The organism is Pseudomonas sp. Z2-11 (assembly GCF_054161305.1).
In genome coordinates, this window is record NZ_CP096395.1 from 3,190,730 (window position 1) to 3,206,170 (window position 15,441).

A 15,441-nucleotide genomic window follows, 5' to 3' on the forward strand; every position below is an offset into this window, starting at 1 on the left:
GGGGGAACCGTGAATAGCAGGGAAATACTCGCGCCGAAGGGGCTGCGGGGCAATGGTCAAAGCTTTCAAGTTGCTTGACTGGTTTGGCCATGGTTCGGGGGATGTGTTGTCAGTGAGGTCCTCTTCGCGAGCAGGCTCGCTCCCACATGGGACAGCCAATATTCCAATGTGGGAGCGAGCCTGCTCGCGAAGACGGCAGCCCAGTCAACCAGGAACTCGGATCAGTCAGCCTCGTTGAGAATCAGGCTGCGATAGTGCCCGGGATTGGACCCGGACCACTTGCGAAACGCCTTGTAGAACGAGCTGGCATCGGCAAAACCCAGCCGCGCGGCGATTTCGACGAAGCTGATGGAGGGCTCGGCCAGCCAGGCGATCGCCAGTTCCTTGCGCACACTGTCTTTCAGGCCCTGGTAAGTCTGGCCCTCATCCGCCAGGCGGCGGCGCAAGGTCGATGCGGAAACGCAGAGTTGTTGAGCCAGGGCCTCGGTTTCCGGCCACTGCTCGGCGGGCAGCTGGCGCAGATCATGGCGGATACGGCTGGCGAGGCTTTGCGGGTCGCGGTATTTCACCAGGATGTTCGCCGGGGCCTGGGCCAGGAAGCGCTTGAGCTCCTCCGGACTGCGACGGATGGGCAGGTCCAGGCAGTCGGCGGAGAAGATCATCCGCGTACGGGGCCGGTCGAAGCGCAGGTTCTGCGAGAACATCACGCGGTAGTCATCGCAGAAATCCGGCGCCGGGCAACGCAACTCGACGGACAGGATTGGAATGCGCCGCCCGGCGAGCCAGCAGGCCACGCCATGGACGATCATCCAATAGGTGAAATAGGTAAAGGCCCGGCGCGGGTCCTGGTCGTCTTCGAGCAGGACGATTTCCGCCAGGCTTTGCTGGCGAACCCACTGCGCCGGCAGGTGTTCAAGCATCAAGGAGAGGAAACCCAGCCCCGCCGTCAACCCGGTCGCCAACGTCGGCTGGGCCATGGCGCACTGGCACAGGAAGGCCAGGCTGCCGGACTTGAGCTTGCGCGGGTCCATGCCGAAGAACTCGTCATCCAGCCGCCTTGCCAGCAGGCGCCAGAGTCGCGCATAGGCATGGGCCGGCACGCGCGCCTGAGGCTCGTTGAGCCATGCGGGGTCGATACCGACCTTGCTCAGGACTTCTTCGGTAGCGGCTCCAGGGGCGCAGCTTTGCAGCAGCGCCTCGCGCACCAGCTGGATGGAGATGGTGTCTTTATCCGACATGGCGCGGCGGTTCACAGGATCCGGTAAAGCAGTCGCTCTATTCGCACCCGGCTGACCCGTTTCAGGAACTTGCTCACCGCGGCGGGATAGTCCGGCAGGGTCTCCAGGTCCAGGTAGCGTTCGATCCGCCGGGTGTGTTGATAGATCCGCTCCAGCTCAGCCTGCCGCGGCCCCAGCAACTCCCCTTTGGGATCGTCGAGCAACAGGGCGTTTTCCAGATCCAGGCGAAACGCCCGCGGGTTGAGGTTGTTGCCGGTGAGCAAGGTGTAGCGCTCGTCGACCCACATGCCTTTGAGGTGGTAGGTGTTATCGCCGTCGCGCCACAAACGCAGGTTCAACTGGCCGCTGTCGATGTAGCGCTGATGCCGCTTGGCGAAGCGGCGCAGGCTGATCTCGTACAGATAGGGCAACGCCGCAATGATCTTGAACGGCTCGCTGGGCGGGATATAAAAATCGTTGGCGGTCTTGTCGCCGACGATGATGTCGATCCGTACCCCGCGCGCCAGGGCACGGTTGATGTCCCGGGTCACGGCCAGCGGCAGGTTGAAATAGGGCGTGCAGATGGTCAGTTGCTGACGGCTGCTGGCGATCAGCTCGCTGATCGCCTTGCTCAGCGGATTATTCTTGCCGACGCCCAGCAGCGGGCTCACCGACAGGCCGTCTTTATCGAGGCTGCCGGCCGTGGTGTCATAGGTTGCATATTTGAGACGGCTGCGCAGGTCGCCGATGTCCTTGCGCAAGCTGCGAGTGCTGGGCAGGTTCGGCAGGTCAAGGCGATGCACCGCCCTGGATGCGATCAGGCCATGTTGCACCAGATGATGCATCGAATCGGCCAGCGCGCTGTTCTGCAGCAGGTGGTATCGGTCGTAGCGGTATTTGTCGAACTTGTGCAGGTAGACGTTGTTCAGGCTCGCGCCGCTGTAGAGCACACAATCATCGATCACAAAGCCTTTCAAGTGCAGCACGCCGAACAGCTCGCGAGTCTGCACCGGCACGCCGTAGATCGGCACTTCGCTGTCATGGACGCGGGTCTGCTGCTGGTACCACGCCGAGTTGCCCGGCTGCTTCTTGGCGCCGATCAGGCCGCGCTGGGCCCGTAGCCAGTCCACCACCACGGCGATGTCCAGCTCGGGGCGCGCGGCTTTGGCGGCATGCAAGGCGTCAAGGATTTCCTGGCCGGCCTCGTCCTCTTGCAAGTAGAGCGCGACGATGTAGATGCGCTGGGTCGCCTGGGCAATTTTCTCCAGCAGGCAACGGCGAAACTCGGCGGCGCCGTCGAGGATGGTCACAGCCTCGGCGGTGAGTGGAAAGCTGCGCAGCTTGGGCAGCAGGGAGCGTTTGAAAAGCGACGGCATAGGGCTCGCAAAAGGTCGAATCCGAAGAACGGATGAGCTTACACCATGACGCGCGGGTTTGGGCCTCCCCTTCGCGACGAAAAAACATTTGACCAAGGAGAACGATCGTTCTACTGTTCGATCCATGAACGAAATCACTAGCAATGAAACACGCGACATCATCCTCGATGTCGCCGAAAAGTTGATCTACAAAAGTGGCATCGCCGCCACCGGCATGGACCTTTTGGTGAAAACCGCCGGCGTCTCGAGGAAAAGCATCTATCGCTACTTCGCCAACAAGGAGGACCTGGTTGTCGCCGCCCTCAAGCGCCGCGATGAACGCTGGATGCACTGGTTCAGCAGCGAAGTGGACAAGGCGCCGACGCCGCTCGCGCGGTTGCTGAACCTGTTTCCGGTGCTCAAGGGCTGGTTCGACAGCGAAGGTTTTCGCGGTTGCGCCTTCATCAATACCAGCGGCGAAACCGGCGACCCGCAGGACCCGGTCCGCCAGGTGGCAAAGATGCATAAACAGAAGCTGCTCGACTATGTAACCCGCCTGTGCAGCGATCAAGGCATCGAGCAACCGCAAGTGCTGGCGGGGAAGCTGCTTATCCTGATCGATGGGGCCATCACCGTTGCACTGGTCATGGGCGATCACAATGCAGCCGATCAGGCACAGCACGTTCTGAAAACCCTGCTGGCTATCGAATAAGCAACACGCGTATCGCAAGACCGTCGTTGAGACAGACTGCCGTTGAGACAGGCAATAGTGCAATTCATCATTCATTTATCGGGAGATTAACCATGTCGTCCTCTGCTGAAGTTCGCCCGCCGCTGCCGCCGTTCAGCCGTGAAACAGCGATCGAGAAAGTTCGCCTGGCCGAAGACGGCTGGAACTCTCGCGATCCGCAGAAGGTATCGTTGGCCTACACCCTCGACACCCAGTGGCGTAATCGCGCCGAGTTCGTCCATAGCCGGGAAGAAGCCAAGGCCTTCCTGGCCCGCAAATGGGCCAAGGAGCTGGATTACCGGCTGATCAAGGAACTCTGGGCGTTCACCGACAACCGCATCGCCGTGCGTTATGCCTATGAATGGCACGACGACTCAGGCAACTGGTTCCGCTCCTACGGCAACGAAAACTGGGAGTTCGACGAAAACGGCTTGATGTCCAATCGCTACGCCTGCATCAACGACCTGCCGATCAAGGAAAGCGAGCGTAAATTCCATTGGCCGCTGGGTCGTCGTCCGGATGATCATCCGGGGCTGTCCGAATTGGGGCTGTAATTGTCCCTCTTGTGGGAGCGAGCCTGCTCGCGAAGGGGCCATCACAGTCGATATTTTCATCGGCTGTGAAACCGCTTTCGCGAGCAGGCTCGCTCCCACAGGGATCTTTGGCGTGTCAGTCGTGGCCGCGATCCAGCAGGAATTCCAGCAACGTTACCGCGCAGGCTTCGATACTTCCTTCCAGAATCAGCTCGTAACCGTGGGTGTTTTCAGTCGGAATGGCGATGCAGCCACCCTGGGCCGACACGCCGCTGCTCATGATTGCGCTGGCGTCACTGGCAAAATCCACCAGCAGCGCGAACTGAGGCGTCAACCCGCGACGTTTGCCGGCCTGGTACAGCTGGTCGACGATCTCGCGGTTGTAGCAACCGTTTTTATCGCCAGTGTTGATGATCGGATCGACGCTCAGTCGGGTAGCGTACTCGGAAATGATCGGGCCCACCTCAACCGCTACCGTGGCATCCCCCGGCAGATGGCTGGCGGCATAAAGCGCTCCGGCATTGGACTCTTCCTCTTGTGTGGTGAAGACGAAATAGACGTCGTTTGCCAGTTCTTCGCGGCGCTCAGCCAATAACCTTGCGGCTTGCAGTGTCGCGACCATCGGCGCGCGGTCGTCGAGGAAATGCGCCGCGATGGCATCGCCGACCCGGAACGGACGTCGCCAATGCTGGCTCAGCACTACCCGGGTACCGGGCCGCACTCCGTGCGTTTGCAGCTGCTCACCGGAGCACCGGGTGATCACATGGACATCGCCCCAATTGACGTTCCCCGACAGCACATCGGCGCCCTGATGGGTTTCACCGGTGCTGTGCATCGATCCGAACGACAGTACGCCGGGAATGAAATCCCGGTCGCCGAGAATGTCCACCGGGCACACCCCGAAATTGATCGGATTGGCGCCGCCCAGGGCCACCACGCGCAATGTGCCGTCCGGCTCGATGCGTTTGACCAGCATGGCGATTTCGTCCAGGTGCGCCATGATCCGGATGGGCTGGTTCGCCTCGCCGCTCGGGTGTGTGCCCTTGATCAGGCCGATGACATTACCGGCCGGGTCGACCCGGGTCTCGTCGCAATGCGGCCGCAGTTCCCGCAGGCAGATGTCGCGCACTTCATGCTCCTGCCCGCCGGGCCCACGGGCCATCAGCAATTCTTCCAGCAGCGGTAAGGTGGACGGATCGGGTTGCATACGATGGGTTCTCCTTTTTCCGGAAGCGGCCCAGCTATCGGAGCGAGCCGCGACGTGTTTGTCTTCTTGAGCCCGCGCGGTGCTGAAAAATTTGATCGGATTGCGGCAAAACAGACGAGCGGCCCCTATCCGGACGCGGACAAGCGGCCCCTGTGGAGGGTTGACCAGCGCGCCGCGAGGCATCACATTGCCGGGGTCGTCCCTACGCCCAAAGGCGGTTTTGTTGTGTCGCAGAACTTGTGGAGCCCATGACCGCGTCGATGCCGATCCGTCCCCCCTGCCCGCCCGGCGTCTGTGATTGCGGGCGTGATGCGTTGCTGCAAACGCCAGGCAGCGATTTGCGCATCCTTTGCCTGAATCGCCAGGAAGAAAAACGCCTGCTTGAGCGACTGGAAAACATCCAGAGCCTGGACGAGCTTGAACGCTTGCAGCAGCGGCTGTATGAGAACCTCGGCGTACGGGTGACCATCGAGCCGGGTTACAACGAAGTGCGGACCATGCGCGGCATTGCTATCGAGTTCCAGGAACAGCCAGGCCTGTGCCGCAAGATCCGCCAGTCGATTCCGGCGGCGATCCGTCGGGGGTTGGACAAACGGCCTGAAATCGCCTGGCGGCTGCTGGATGCCCACGACCTGTTTCGCGACGGCTGACATTGTTTTTTAAAATGCCAATGCATCCCCTGTGGGAGCGAGCCTGCTCGCGAAAGCGGTATCACATTCAACGAAGATGTTGAAAGTTCCGGCCTTTTCGCGAGCAGGCTCGCTCCCACAGTTGGATTGGGCGACCAGAATTTCATGGCTGCTCGCTCCCACAGGACAAACAGCAACTGCGATCAGAAATCGACAGTCGCCGACACCAGGTAAGTGCGCGGCGTCGCCAGGGTCAGCCCCGGCTCGCTGTCGTCCGAAGCCCCGGCCGAGCTCCAATAGCGCTTGTCCGCCACGTTCTCGATATTGGCGCGCAAGGTGATGTGCTTGTCATCGACCTTGAAGGCATACCGCGCACCGACGTCGAACCGCTCCCAGGAATCGATTTCCTTGGTATTGGACGGGTCCAGGTACTGCGAGCTGGAATAGATGCCGCGGCTGGTCAGGGTCAACCCCTGCACAGTCGGCACATCCCATTCGGCGCCCAGGTTGACGTTGTACTCCGGTGTCGCCGGCGCGCGGTTGCCGTCAAACGCCGGGTTGGTGGTGTCGGTCAGTTCGCTGTCGATGTACATCACGCCGCCGAGCAGGCGCAATCCCTTGACCGGTTCACCGAATACGCTGACTTCCGCGCCGGTGTTCTCGCGCTTGCCGTTCGGGCCGAAGACGTTGGTCGTGGCGTCGGTGGCATAGGCCGGTTGCTTGATCCGGAACACGGCGGCGGTAACGGCCAGCGCGCCGGCATCGTACTTGGCGCCAACCTCGACCTGGCGGCTGATGAACGGCGGGAAAATTTCATCGCTGTTGTCCGAGGACGTCGGCGCGATCTTGCCCTGGCTCAAGCCTTCCATGTAGTTGGCATAGAGGGACAGTTTGTCAGTGGCCTTGAACAGGATGCCGCCCGACGGCGAGACTTTTTCCTCGTCATAGGCGGTGGGACCCTTGACCCCATCGGACCAGTCGTCAACTTCCACCCGCTGCCAGCGGGCGCCAAGGGTCAGCAGCAGGCGGTCATCAAAGAAACCCAGGGTGTCGGACAGCGCCACGCCGCTGAAGTGGTTCTCGGTGTAGACCTTCGGGTCCGGCCGTGTGGGGGTGTTCGGCGTCGGTGTCGGCACCGGGTCATACAGGTTGCTGCGCCCGTTGGCATAACGGGCGCCGCCGTTCTCGAAATCCATGTAGAAATAACTGGCCGCCAGGTTCAGCTCATGGCTCACCGGGCCGGTTTGGAACCAGTTGCGCACCCCGGCATTGGCCGTGCGGACATTCTCGTCCCGGGTAAAGTCGCGGGGCGACACGGTGAAATCCCCGGCCGCATTAGTGACCGACACGTTGTGCCGCAGAAAGTCGTGGTTGCTTTTACGCGCCCCGACACCGCCGTAAAGCATGACCGAATCGCTGACGTCGAATTCGCCGTTCACAGCGCCGAAGGTGTCCTCGGTACGCGCCTTGCTCCAATGCTGCGCGTAATTGCGTCGCACATCGCTGGCATGCGGTACCGGCGCGGCGGCGCCGACCTGGACGCGCTCCTGCGGTGCGTCGGTGTCACGCTCGGTGTGGCCTATGTCGGTAGAAAGACGCAGGCGCTCGCCACGAAAGTCCAGGCCCAGCACGGCCATCTGGCGATCCACGCGCTGATGATCCCAGTCGGTATCGCCGGCCTGCTTGACGCCGTTGAAGCGCACGCCAAACTGGTTGTCCTCGCCAAAACGGCGGCCGACATCCACGGCAGCGCCGGGCTGGCTGTCGGAGGCATAGCTGCCGGTCAGAGACGTGATCGGCTTGTCGGTGGCCCGCTTGGGCACTACGTTGATCCCGCCGCCGACGCTGCCTCGCGGCGAGATCCCGTTGATCAGTTGGGTCGGGCCCTTGAGGATGTCGACGCGATCGGCCATCTCCATGTCGATTGTATAAGTCGGCAGCACGCCATAAAGGCCGTTGTAGGCCACGTCACTGTTGAACAGGCTCAAGCCACGAATGGTGAATTGCTCATAACGCCCGCCCGCCGGGTTGGTGGCGCGCACCGAGGGGTCGCTGGCGACCAGGTCACCTAGGGTCCGGGCTTGCAGATTCTTGACCGTCTCCCCCGTGTAGGTGGTCATGCTGAACGGCGTTTCCATGAAGTCACGGGAGCCAAGCAAGCCCTGGGATCCACGCCGTGCCACCTGCCCCCCTGCGTAGGGATCGCCTTGCGTCGCGCCGTTGGCGCCGAAAATCGAAGTCGGCGCCAGCTGCAGGCTGCTGCCTTGCGCCGTCGGAGTGAGCATGTAGGCCTGCTCTCCCACCGGTTGCAACTGCAGGCCGGAACCCTGCAGCAGCCGGGCAAAGCCCTCCTCCACACCAAACTCGCCGGCGAGCCCGGCACTGTTGCGACCGCTCACCAAGGCCGGGTCCACCGAGAGGTTGACGCCAGCCTGCCCGGCGAACCGGGTCAGCGCGGCGCCGAGGCTGCCGGCGGGAACCTGATAGCTGCGCCGGGCGCTTTCCTCGGCCTGGCTGGGCGAGATGAAAAACGCACTGGAGCTCAGGCTCAGTATGAGGCTCAGGTTCAGCAACGGGCGCCAGCCAGCGAGGGCCGGACGAAAACGTAAAGATACTGCTGCGGGCATTGGAGCAACTCTCGTTTTTTGTTCAGTTGCCTTGAATGACAAGCGAGACAAAAAAAGGGGACAGGCTTCAGGCGATATTTTTTCGCGGCGTCAAGGTGACCCAGTAGCGGGTACGCATGTGCACCTCAAGCGGCAGGCTGGCCGAGAGCAGCGCGAGGATCCGGTCGGTGTTTTCCAGACGGAAGCTGCCGGTGACGCGGAGCGCTTCCAGCCCTTCGTCCCAGCGCAACACGCCGGGGCGATAGCGGTCCAGTTCCCGAAGGAAATCCCCCAGCGGCTGGTTCTGCGCCACGAGCACGCCTTCACGCCAGCCCATCTGCCCGGCGTCGAACGTGCTGGTCGCAGCCGCGCCAGTGGCACTCAGGTCGACCTGTTGGCCTTCTTCGAGCCTCAGCGCCGGCCCTTGCGCAGGCTGCAGTTGCACCGCGCCGCTGAGTACCGAAACCCGGCAGTTGCGTTGATCCAGCCGAATACAGACTTCGCCTCGGCCGACGCTCACCGCACCGTAGGGCAGCTGGACCGCCAAGGGGACATCGACGACTTTCAGCGCGATCTCGCCGCGCAGCAGCATCAGGCGGCGCGCCTCAAGGTCAAGATCGACAGCGCTGTCGGTGTTCAACTGCAAAACGTTGCCACCGGCCAGCGTCCACCGACGGCGTTCCCCGGTGGCGGTGTGCAGGTCGGCGCGCCAGGCGTCCAGCGGCAGTTCACGTCCCAGCAACCACGCGGTCGGTACCAGCGCGGCGACACCCAACGCGCGCTTGAGTACGCTGCGACGGGCCAGTGCGGGACGATCCAGGGTGGCCAGGCCCAACGATGACGGCACCTCGGCAAACCGCTGGCGCAGGCGCTGGGCTTTCTGCCAGGCCGCTTCATGCTCGGCCTTGCTTTCGCGCCAGCGCTGCAACGCGCCATGATCGAATTCATCGACGCCTGACTCGATCAGCGCCAGCCAGCGGGCCGCCGCCCGGGCAACTTCACGGGCTTCGGCCGACGGAGCCTGGCGCATCAGAAGTCCACCAACAGGCAATGTTCGTAGGCCTGGGCCATATAACGCTTCACGGTGCGTTCGGAGACTTGCAGGCGCTCGGCGATCTCGCGATAACCGAGGCCTTCGAGCTGGCTCCACAGGAACGCCCGACGCACCATCGGCGCCAAGCCATCGAGCAACTCGTCCAGGGCCTGCAGGGTTTCCAGCAGCAGCCACCGCTGCTCTGGAGACGGCACGCATTCGGCGGGCAGGCTGGCCAACGCGTCGAGATAAGCCTGTTCCAGATGGCGGCGCGTGTAGAAATTGCTCAACAAGCGCTTGCCCACCGTCAACAGGTAGGCGCGCGGTTCATGCAGGTCGGCCAGCGACTGGGCGCTGGACAGTACGCGCAGGAACGTATCCTGGCGCAGGTCGGCGGCATCCCAGGCATTGCCCATGCGCCGTCGCAGCCAGCCTTCCAGCCAACCGCCATGGTCACGGTATAAGGCGTCGAGGGCGTGCTCCGCCGGCTTAGCTGCATCAAGCATGTGAAGTCGCCCTGGGCAAGAATGTCTTAAATGAGACTGATTCTAATTAATGTTCCCAGGTGAATCCAAGGCTTTAATTCATCGACGGTCAAAACGTCTGGCGAAGCAGGCGCCCTTGAACACCAAGGGCGCGCCGTTTATTGCCTGCGGTCAGTGGCTGGCCTGCAGGGTCTTCGGTACTTCCGGCATGGCCGACGAGTGATGGTTGATGATTTTCCACTGACCGTCGAGTCGCTCGTAAAGGAAGGTATAGCGCGCCTGCACTTCCCGCTTGGAACCGTCGGCCTGGGTCAGCGTAAAGGTATAGACTCCGCTGTCCATCGCCGCGTCAGGCCCCAGGTGACGGATTTCCCGGTAGTTGATCACCCCGACCGGCTTGGCCGCCAGGAAGTGCACGAAATAGTCCTGGATTTGCGCCGGGGTACTGCGCACCTTGTTGGAGACGGTCGGTTGCAGAATCGCATCCGGGGCGTACAGGCTGGTGACCGCGACGGCGCTGCCGGTCTTCAACGCAGCGTTCCAGCGGTCGAACAGCCCGGCGATTTCACGGTCGTTGACGTTCTGCGGCTGCTCGGCCACGGTGCTGTAGACAAACGGCGTGGTCTCCAGCGCTTGGGCAAGGGGTGCGCCCAGCAGGAGAAAAGCGGCAATGGCACAGGTTTTCATTTTCATCGTAGCGTTCCTTTGGGTTTCAATGAGCCCACTGTGCCGGCCTTCGCAAGCGTCGCCATCGGCCAACCGGTGCCGATCGCCTATGCCATTCGGCAGATAGGCCGGGTGTCGATCACAGGGTTTAATGAAACCATCACCAACCGCGCCGGTTTCCCCTTCCACGCTGGAGTTCCCCATGCAAAGCCCACCCCATGACCCTGGCAGCGCCTTGGCGATCCGCACCCAGTACCGCCAGTCGCAAAGCCGGGCGGCGCGCCTGGGCCTGTTGTTGGGCACCGGACACGAACTGACTCGCCTGCCGTTGGCGCAGATGCGCCAACGCGCGGTGGAACGTGCGTGCGCGTTCGTCGCCATGGATCACGGTCTGTTGCTGGAATGGAACGCCGAAAGCCAGTTGCAGACCGTCGCCAGCCACGGCAGCGGCGAGCGCCTCGAGCTGCTCGCCGAGCTGGCCCAACCGCCCTCGCCTGCTTCGCAGTGGATGGATCGCCCCGGCACGCCGTTGCCGCAGATCCTGCGGATCCCTCTGCGCGGGTCCGACGGCGTTGCGTTCGGCGCGCTGCTATTAGGCAACAGCGTGCCCTTGGGCGCCCCTGACAATGAAGACATCGAATCGCTGCAACTGCTGGCCACGCTGTTGGCGGCGCACCTGGAGAACAGCCGCCTGCTGCAAACGCTCCAGGCCCGCGAGCGGACCATGTCCGAGCTGGTCCATCGGTTGTTCAGCGCCCAGGAGGACGAGCGCAAGCGCGTCGCCTATGACCTGCACGATGGCCTCGCGCAGAACCTCGCTGGATTGCATCAGCGCCTCCAGGGCTTCGCCGGTCGCTGCCCGCCTTTGCCGGCGGCGCTGGCCGATGAACTACGGGGCATTCTCGAACTGGCCCAGGGCTGCGTCGGCGAAGGTCGGCAACTGATCGGCGGCCTGCGTCCGCATGTGCTCGATGATTTCGGCTTGTACAAAGCCGTCGACAAGGAGGCGGATCGTCTGCGTGACGCCGGGCTCCGGGTCGATTGGGTCGAGCACAGCATTGCGCGCCTGCCGGGTAATACCGAGATTGCGTTGTTTCGCATCGCCCAGGAAGGCATCAACAACATTCTCAAGCACGCCCAGGCCAATCAGGTTTCCCTCGGGCTGGCGGTGCGAGACGGCCAGGCTTGGCTGCGGGTCGAGGACGATGGCTGCGGCTTCGCCCTGGAACAACCCATCGAGACCAATGGCACCCGCCACCTCGGCCTGGCCGCCATGCAGGAGCGCGCGAGCCTGCTGGGTGGCCAGTTGAACTGTCGTAGTGCACCCGACCGCGGCACTCGACTGCTGGCCAGCGTGCCGTTGCCAGCCCACGGAGCACAGCCATGAGTCGTCCCTTGCGCCTGCTGTTGGCCGATGATCACGAAGTGACCCGCACCGGGTTCATTTCCATGCTCGCCGGTACCGAAGGGTTCGAAGTCGTCGGCCAGGCCTGCGACGGCCAGGAAGCGCTCGACCTGTGCGAGCGGCTACAGCCGGACATCGCCATCCTCGATATCCGCATGCCCGTGCTCAATGGCCTCGGCGCGGCGCGCATCCTGCAACAACGCCAGCCGCAGATCAAAGTGATGATCTTCACCATGGACGACAGCCCCGACCACCTCGAAGCGGCCATCGGTGCGGGCGCCGTCGGCTATCTGCTCAAGGATGCCAGCCGCGAGGAAATGCTCCAGGCCCTCAGGCGGGTCGCCCAGGGAGAAGAGGCACTGAACAGTTCGGTCAGCGCCCGTCTGTTGCGCCGCATGGCCGAACGCGGCGCCAGCGGTGCAACGCCGGTCCAGGCCCTGACCGCGCGCGAACGCCAGGTACTCGGGCTGGTGGCCGGTGGGTTCAGTAATCGCGAGATCGGCGAAAAGCTCGGCATCGCCCCCGGCACGGCCAAAGCGCATGTGGAGCGGGTCATCGGCAAGCTCGGCGCCGCCGACCGGACCCAGGCGGCGGTGCGCGGCGTTGCCCTGGGCCTGGTGGCGCAACCCAGCGGACAATGGCCATGAGGTTTCTGGCCGCCCGGAGATGGGCCGACTTGCCGTTGCGGGGCAAGGCGCTGGTGGTGATCTCGCTGCCGTTGGTGGTCCTGCTGCTGTCGCTGGTGCTGATCTACATCACCGAACGCCAGACGGCCCGTGCCGAAGAGGATGTGCGCCGGGTGCTGCTGGTCCAGGGCGACATCCAGGCCGTGCACACATTGCTGGCCGAGGCCGCGGCCAGCGTGCGCGGTTACCTGCTGACCCGGCGTGAAGATTTCCTGCCCGGCTACGAACAGGCCACCCCGAGGATCCAGGCTGCATTGCAACGCCTGGATCACAATATCCGTGACGCGAGGATGCGCGAGCACCTCAAGACCATTACCCCGCTGATTACCGAAAAGCTTGCCGGGTTGCAGGCGTTGCGCACCGGCAAGGCCGACGACACCGCGGCCATCACCGCGATCCTGATCGAAAACAAACAGGTGCTCGACGTACTGCGCGAGCAGATCAGCGCCATGCGCATCCGCGAGGATGCCCTGCTCGCCGACCGCAGCGCCGCCGCGTCGGCAACGCGCATGCGGCTGCTGTTCGCGACGTTGCTGGCGGCGGTGTGCGGGCTGTTCGGGGCGATCGTCGCGGTGCTGTTCCTGTCCAAGGGCATTGTCGCCCGGGTCCAGCAGGTGCAAGGCAACGCCCAGCGCCTGGCGCTGGGCCAGCCATTGTTGCCGCAACCGCCGGAGAAGGACGAAATCGGCCAGTTGGGCACTCGCCTGGTGGAAGCCGGGCAGTTGCTCGCCGAACGCGAGCGCGCCCTGCGCGATAACGAGGAACGCCTGCGGCTGATCATCGATGGCGTCAAGGACTACGGCATTTTTGCCCTCGACGCCAAGGGCCATGTGATCACCTGGAATGCCGGGGCCGAGCGGATCAAGGGCTATACCGAACAGGAGGTACTCGGCCGGCATTTCTCGCTTTTCTATCTGGCCGAAGAGTGTCCGGCCCACCCCGAAATGGCCCTGCGCGAGGCCACCCGCGACGGCCATTACATGGAGGAAGGCTGGCGTTGTCGCAAGGACGGCAGTCGCTTCTGGGCCAGCGTGGTCATCACCACTCAATACGACAGCACCGGCGCGCTGCGTGGTTTTTCCAAGATCACCCGCGACATCACCGACCGGCGCACCGCTGAAATCGCCCTGCGTACCGCCCGTGAGGAAGCGGAAAGCGCGAGCCGGGCCAAGAGCGAATTTCTTTCGCGCATGAGTCATGAGTTGCGCACGCCGCTGAACGCCATCCTCGGCTTCGCGCAATTGCTGGACATGGACTCGGTCGCCGGCCAGCGCCCGCAGGTCAGCCACATCCTGCGCGCCGGCCAGCATTTGCTCGCGTTGATCAACGAAGTGCTCGACATCGCCCGGATCGAAGCCGGCCGGCTGCCCCTGAACATCGAGCCAATCGCCCTGCCGACCGTGCTGCACGAAGCCTTGACGCTGGTGTCGCCGATGGCCGCGGATTCGGGAATTAATCTGGCCGCCCTGCCCGCGCTGCCCGAAGGCAGTGGCGTGCTTGCCGATCGCCAGCGCCTGGTGCAGGTGTTGCTCAACCTCCTCTCCAACGCCATCAAGTACAACCGGCCCGGCGGCGAGGTGCGCATCGAAGTGAGCGTCGAGGACCAACAGGTGGGCATTGCCGTCAGCGACACCGGGCACGGCATCGCCCCCGAACAGTTGGACCAGTTGTTCAAGCCGTTCGAACGCCTGGGCGCCGACCCGCAGGTCGAAGGCACAGGCCTGGGACTCTCCCTGAGCAAAAGCCTGCTGGAGATGATGCAGGGTAGCCTTCACGTACTTAGCGAACCGGGACAAGGCTGCTGCTTCACCTTGCGCTTGCCCGCCGCCCAGGTGTCCGGCGCCCAGCTGCCGCCATTGGCGGCGTTGGAAATCACCCGCCCGCGCACCGAGTTCGACGGCAAGGTCCTGTGCATCGAAGACAACCTGTCGAGCCTCGCCTTGATCGAAACCCTGATGCAGCGTCGCCCGGGCATCCAGCTGCTATCGAGCATGCAAGGCCAGTTGGGCCTCGACCTGGCGCGCCAGCACGCGCCGCAGTTGATTCTGCTGGACGTGACATTGCCGGACCTGGAGGGGCTGGAAGTCCTGCGTCGGTTGCGCCAGTCGGCGGCGACCGCGTCCACGCCCGTGCTGATGATCACCGCGGATGCCAGCGACCTCACTCACCGCGCCCTGCGCGAGGCCGGCGCCACGGCGATCCTGACCAAGCCCATTCATATCCAGGCCTTCCTCGGCCACCTTGAACGTTATTTACCGGAGTCCGCATGAATCGCGATCTGCGCATCCTGATTATCGACGATCAGCGCCCCAACCTTGAGTTGATGGAACAACTGCTGGCCCGTGAAGGGCTGCACAACGTGCTGAGCAGTACCGAGCCGTTGCGCACACTCGACCTGTTCAACAGTTTTGAGCCGGACCTGGTCATCCTCGACCTGCACATGCCGGCCTTCGACGGGTTTGCCGTGCTGGAGCAGCTCAACCGGCGCATCCCGGCCAATGACTACCTGCCGATCCTGGTACTGACCGCCGACGCCACCCGCGACACCCGCCTGCGGGCCCTGGCATTAGGCGCCCGGGACTTCATCAGCAAGCCCCTCGACGCCCTGGAAACCATGCTGCGGGTCTGGAATCTGCTGGAAACCCGAGCCCTGTACAAATCGCTGCGTACATTGATTCCCGCCGAGCAGATCGAATTGTTGCGCCAGCATCGAGGGACGGCTGACCAGCGCATCGAGCCGTCAGCGTAGCGTGGCGTAGCGTGGCGTGGCGTGGCGTGGCGAGGGAGCTTGCTCCCGCTGGGCTGCGTAGCGGCCCCAAAAATCTTACGGTCGCTGCGCAACCGAGCGGGAGCAAGCTCCCTCGCCACAAGAGCTTCACCTCCCGACAG

General features: G+C 63.4%; 14 protein-coding genes. 7 read left to right on the forward strand and 7 right to left on the reverse strand.

Features of this window, described 5'->3' with window-relative positions; genetic code table 11:
- Nucleotides 1-221: 221 nt before the first annotated feature.
- Nucleotides 222-1,238, reverse strand: a complete 1,017-nt coding sequence (locus tag M1E16_RS14105; RefSeq protein WP_458127597.1) for an AraC family transcriptional regulator — start codon at nucleotides 1,236-1,238, stop codon at nucleotides 222-224.
- Between the two features lie 11 nt (nucleotides 1,239-1,249).
- Nucleotides 1,250-2,593: a CDP-diacylglycerol--serine O-phosphatidyltransferase gene (pssA, locus tag M1E16_RS14110; protein ID WP_434698211.1), complete on the reverse strand. Its 1,344-nt coding sequence runs from the start codon at nucleotides 2,591-2,593 to the stop codon at nucleotides 1,250-1,252.
- Nucleotides 2,594-2,717: 124 nt separating this feature from the next.
- Here pssA and M1E16_RS14115 point away from each other — a divergent pair, with 124 nt between their 5' ends.
- Complete coding sequence (locus M1E16_RS14115; RefSeq protein WP_434630971.1) at nucleotides 2,718-3,284, forward strand: TetR/AcrR family transcriptional regulator; 567 nt, start codon at nucleotides 2,718-2,720, stop codon at nucleotides 3,282-3,284.
- Between the two features lie 92 nt (nucleotides 3,285-3,376).
- The gene (locus M1E16_RS14120; RefSeq protein ID WP_458127598.1) at nucleotides 3,377-3,856 is read left to right on the forward strand and encodes a nuclear transport factor 2 family protein; all 480 of its coding nucleotides are present in this window, start codon (nucleotides 3,377-3,379) and stop codon (nucleotides 3,854-3,856) included.
- 115 nt (nucleotides 3,857-3,971) lie between these two features.
- On the opposite strand, the gene M1E16_RS14125 is transcribed toward M1E16_RS14120, so the two are convergent.
- The gene (locus tag M1E16_RS14125; protein WP_434657816.1) at nucleotides 3,972-5,042 is read right to left on the reverse strand and encodes a M42 family metallopeptidase; all 1,071 of its coding nucleotides are present in this window, start codon (nucleotides 5,040-5,042) and stop codon (nucleotides 3,972-3,974) included.
- 248 nt (nucleotides 5,043-5,290) lie between these two features.
- Between M1E16_RS14125 and M1E16_RS14130 the strand changes: the two genes are divergently transcribed.
- Nucleotides 5,291-5,692, forward strand: coding sequence for a hypothetical protein (locus M1E16_RS14130; protein WP_434630962.1), 402 nt, complete (start codon nucleotides 5,291-5,293; stop codon nucleotides 5,690-5,692).
- A gap of 182 nt (nucleotides 5,693-5,874) precedes the next feature.
- Here the strand turns inward: M1E16_RS14130 and M1E16_RS14135 are convergent, their stop codons facing one another.
- From M1E16_RS14135 to M1E16_RS14150, 4 genes are all read right to left on the reverse strand, one after another.
- Nucleotides 5,875-8,298, reverse strand: coding sequence for a TonB-dependent siderophore receptor (locus M1E16_RS14135; RefSeq protein ID WP_458127599.1), 2,424 nt, complete (start codon nucleotides 8,296-8,298; stop codon nucleotides 5,875-5,877).
- 67 nt (nucleotides 8,299-8,365) lie between these two features.
- Nucleotides 8,366-9,307, reverse strand: a complete 942-nt coding sequence (locus M1E16_RS14140; RefSeq protein WP_458127600.1) for a FecR domain-containing protein — start codon at nucleotides 9,305-9,307, stop codon at nucleotides 8,366-8,368.
- A complete protein-coding gene (locus M1E16_RS14145) occupies nucleotides 9,307-9,816 on the reverse strand; it encodes a sigma-70 family RNA polymerase sigma factor (RefSeq protein ID WP_458127601.1) in 510 nt (169 codons plus the stop codon). Before M1E16_RS14145 ends, M1E16_RS14140 begins: the two co-directional genes overlap by 1 nt.
- A gap of 150 nt (nucleotides 9,817-9,966) precedes the next feature.
- Nucleotides 9,967-10,488, reverse strand: coding sequence for an SgcJ/EcaC family oxidoreductase (locus M1E16_RS14150; protein ID WP_305500949.1), 522 nt, complete (start codon nucleotides 10,486-10,488; stop codon nucleotides 9,967-9,969).
- 175 nt (nucleotides 10,489-10,663) lie between these two features.
- On the opposite strand from M1E16_RS14150, the gene M1E16_RS14155 reads away from it, so the two are divergent.
- Genes M1E16_RS14155 through M1E16_RS14170 form a run of 4 tightly spaced genes read left to right on the forward strand, consistent with a single transcriptional unit; the run spans nucleotide 10,664 to nucleotide 15,301 of the window.
- A complete protein-coding gene (locus M1E16_RS14155) occupies nucleotides 10,664-11,848 on the forward strand; it encodes a sensor histidine kinase (RefSeq protein ID WP_458127602.1) in 1,185 nt (394 codons plus the stop codon).
- Nucleotides 11,845-12,513: a response regulator gene (locus tag M1E16_RS14160; RefSeq protein ID WP_458127603.1), complete on the forward strand. Its 669-nt coding sequence runs from the start codon at nucleotides 11,845-11,847 to the stop codon at nucleotides 12,511-12,513. Before M1E16_RS14155 ends, M1E16_RS14160 begins: the two co-directional genes overlap by 4 nt.
- Nucleotides 12,510-14,822 (forward strand): ATP-binding protein, encoded by a 2,313-nt coding sequence (locus M1E16_RS14165; RefSeq protein WP_458127604.1) that lies wholly within the window; start codon nucleotides 12,510-12,512, stop codon nucleotides 14,820-14,822. Before M1E16_RS14160 ends, M1E16_RS14165 begins: the two co-directional genes overlap by 4 nt.
- Nucleotides 14,819-15,301 (forward strand): response regulator, encoded by a 483-nt coding sequence (locus M1E16_RS14170; protein ID WP_305500942.1) that lies wholly within the window; start codon nucleotides 14,819-14,821, stop codon nucleotides 15,299-15,301. The genes M1E16_RS14165 and M1E16_RS14170 overlap by 4 nt, the downstream gene beginning before the upstream one ends.
- Nucleotides 15,302-15,441: the final 140 nt, after the last annotated feature.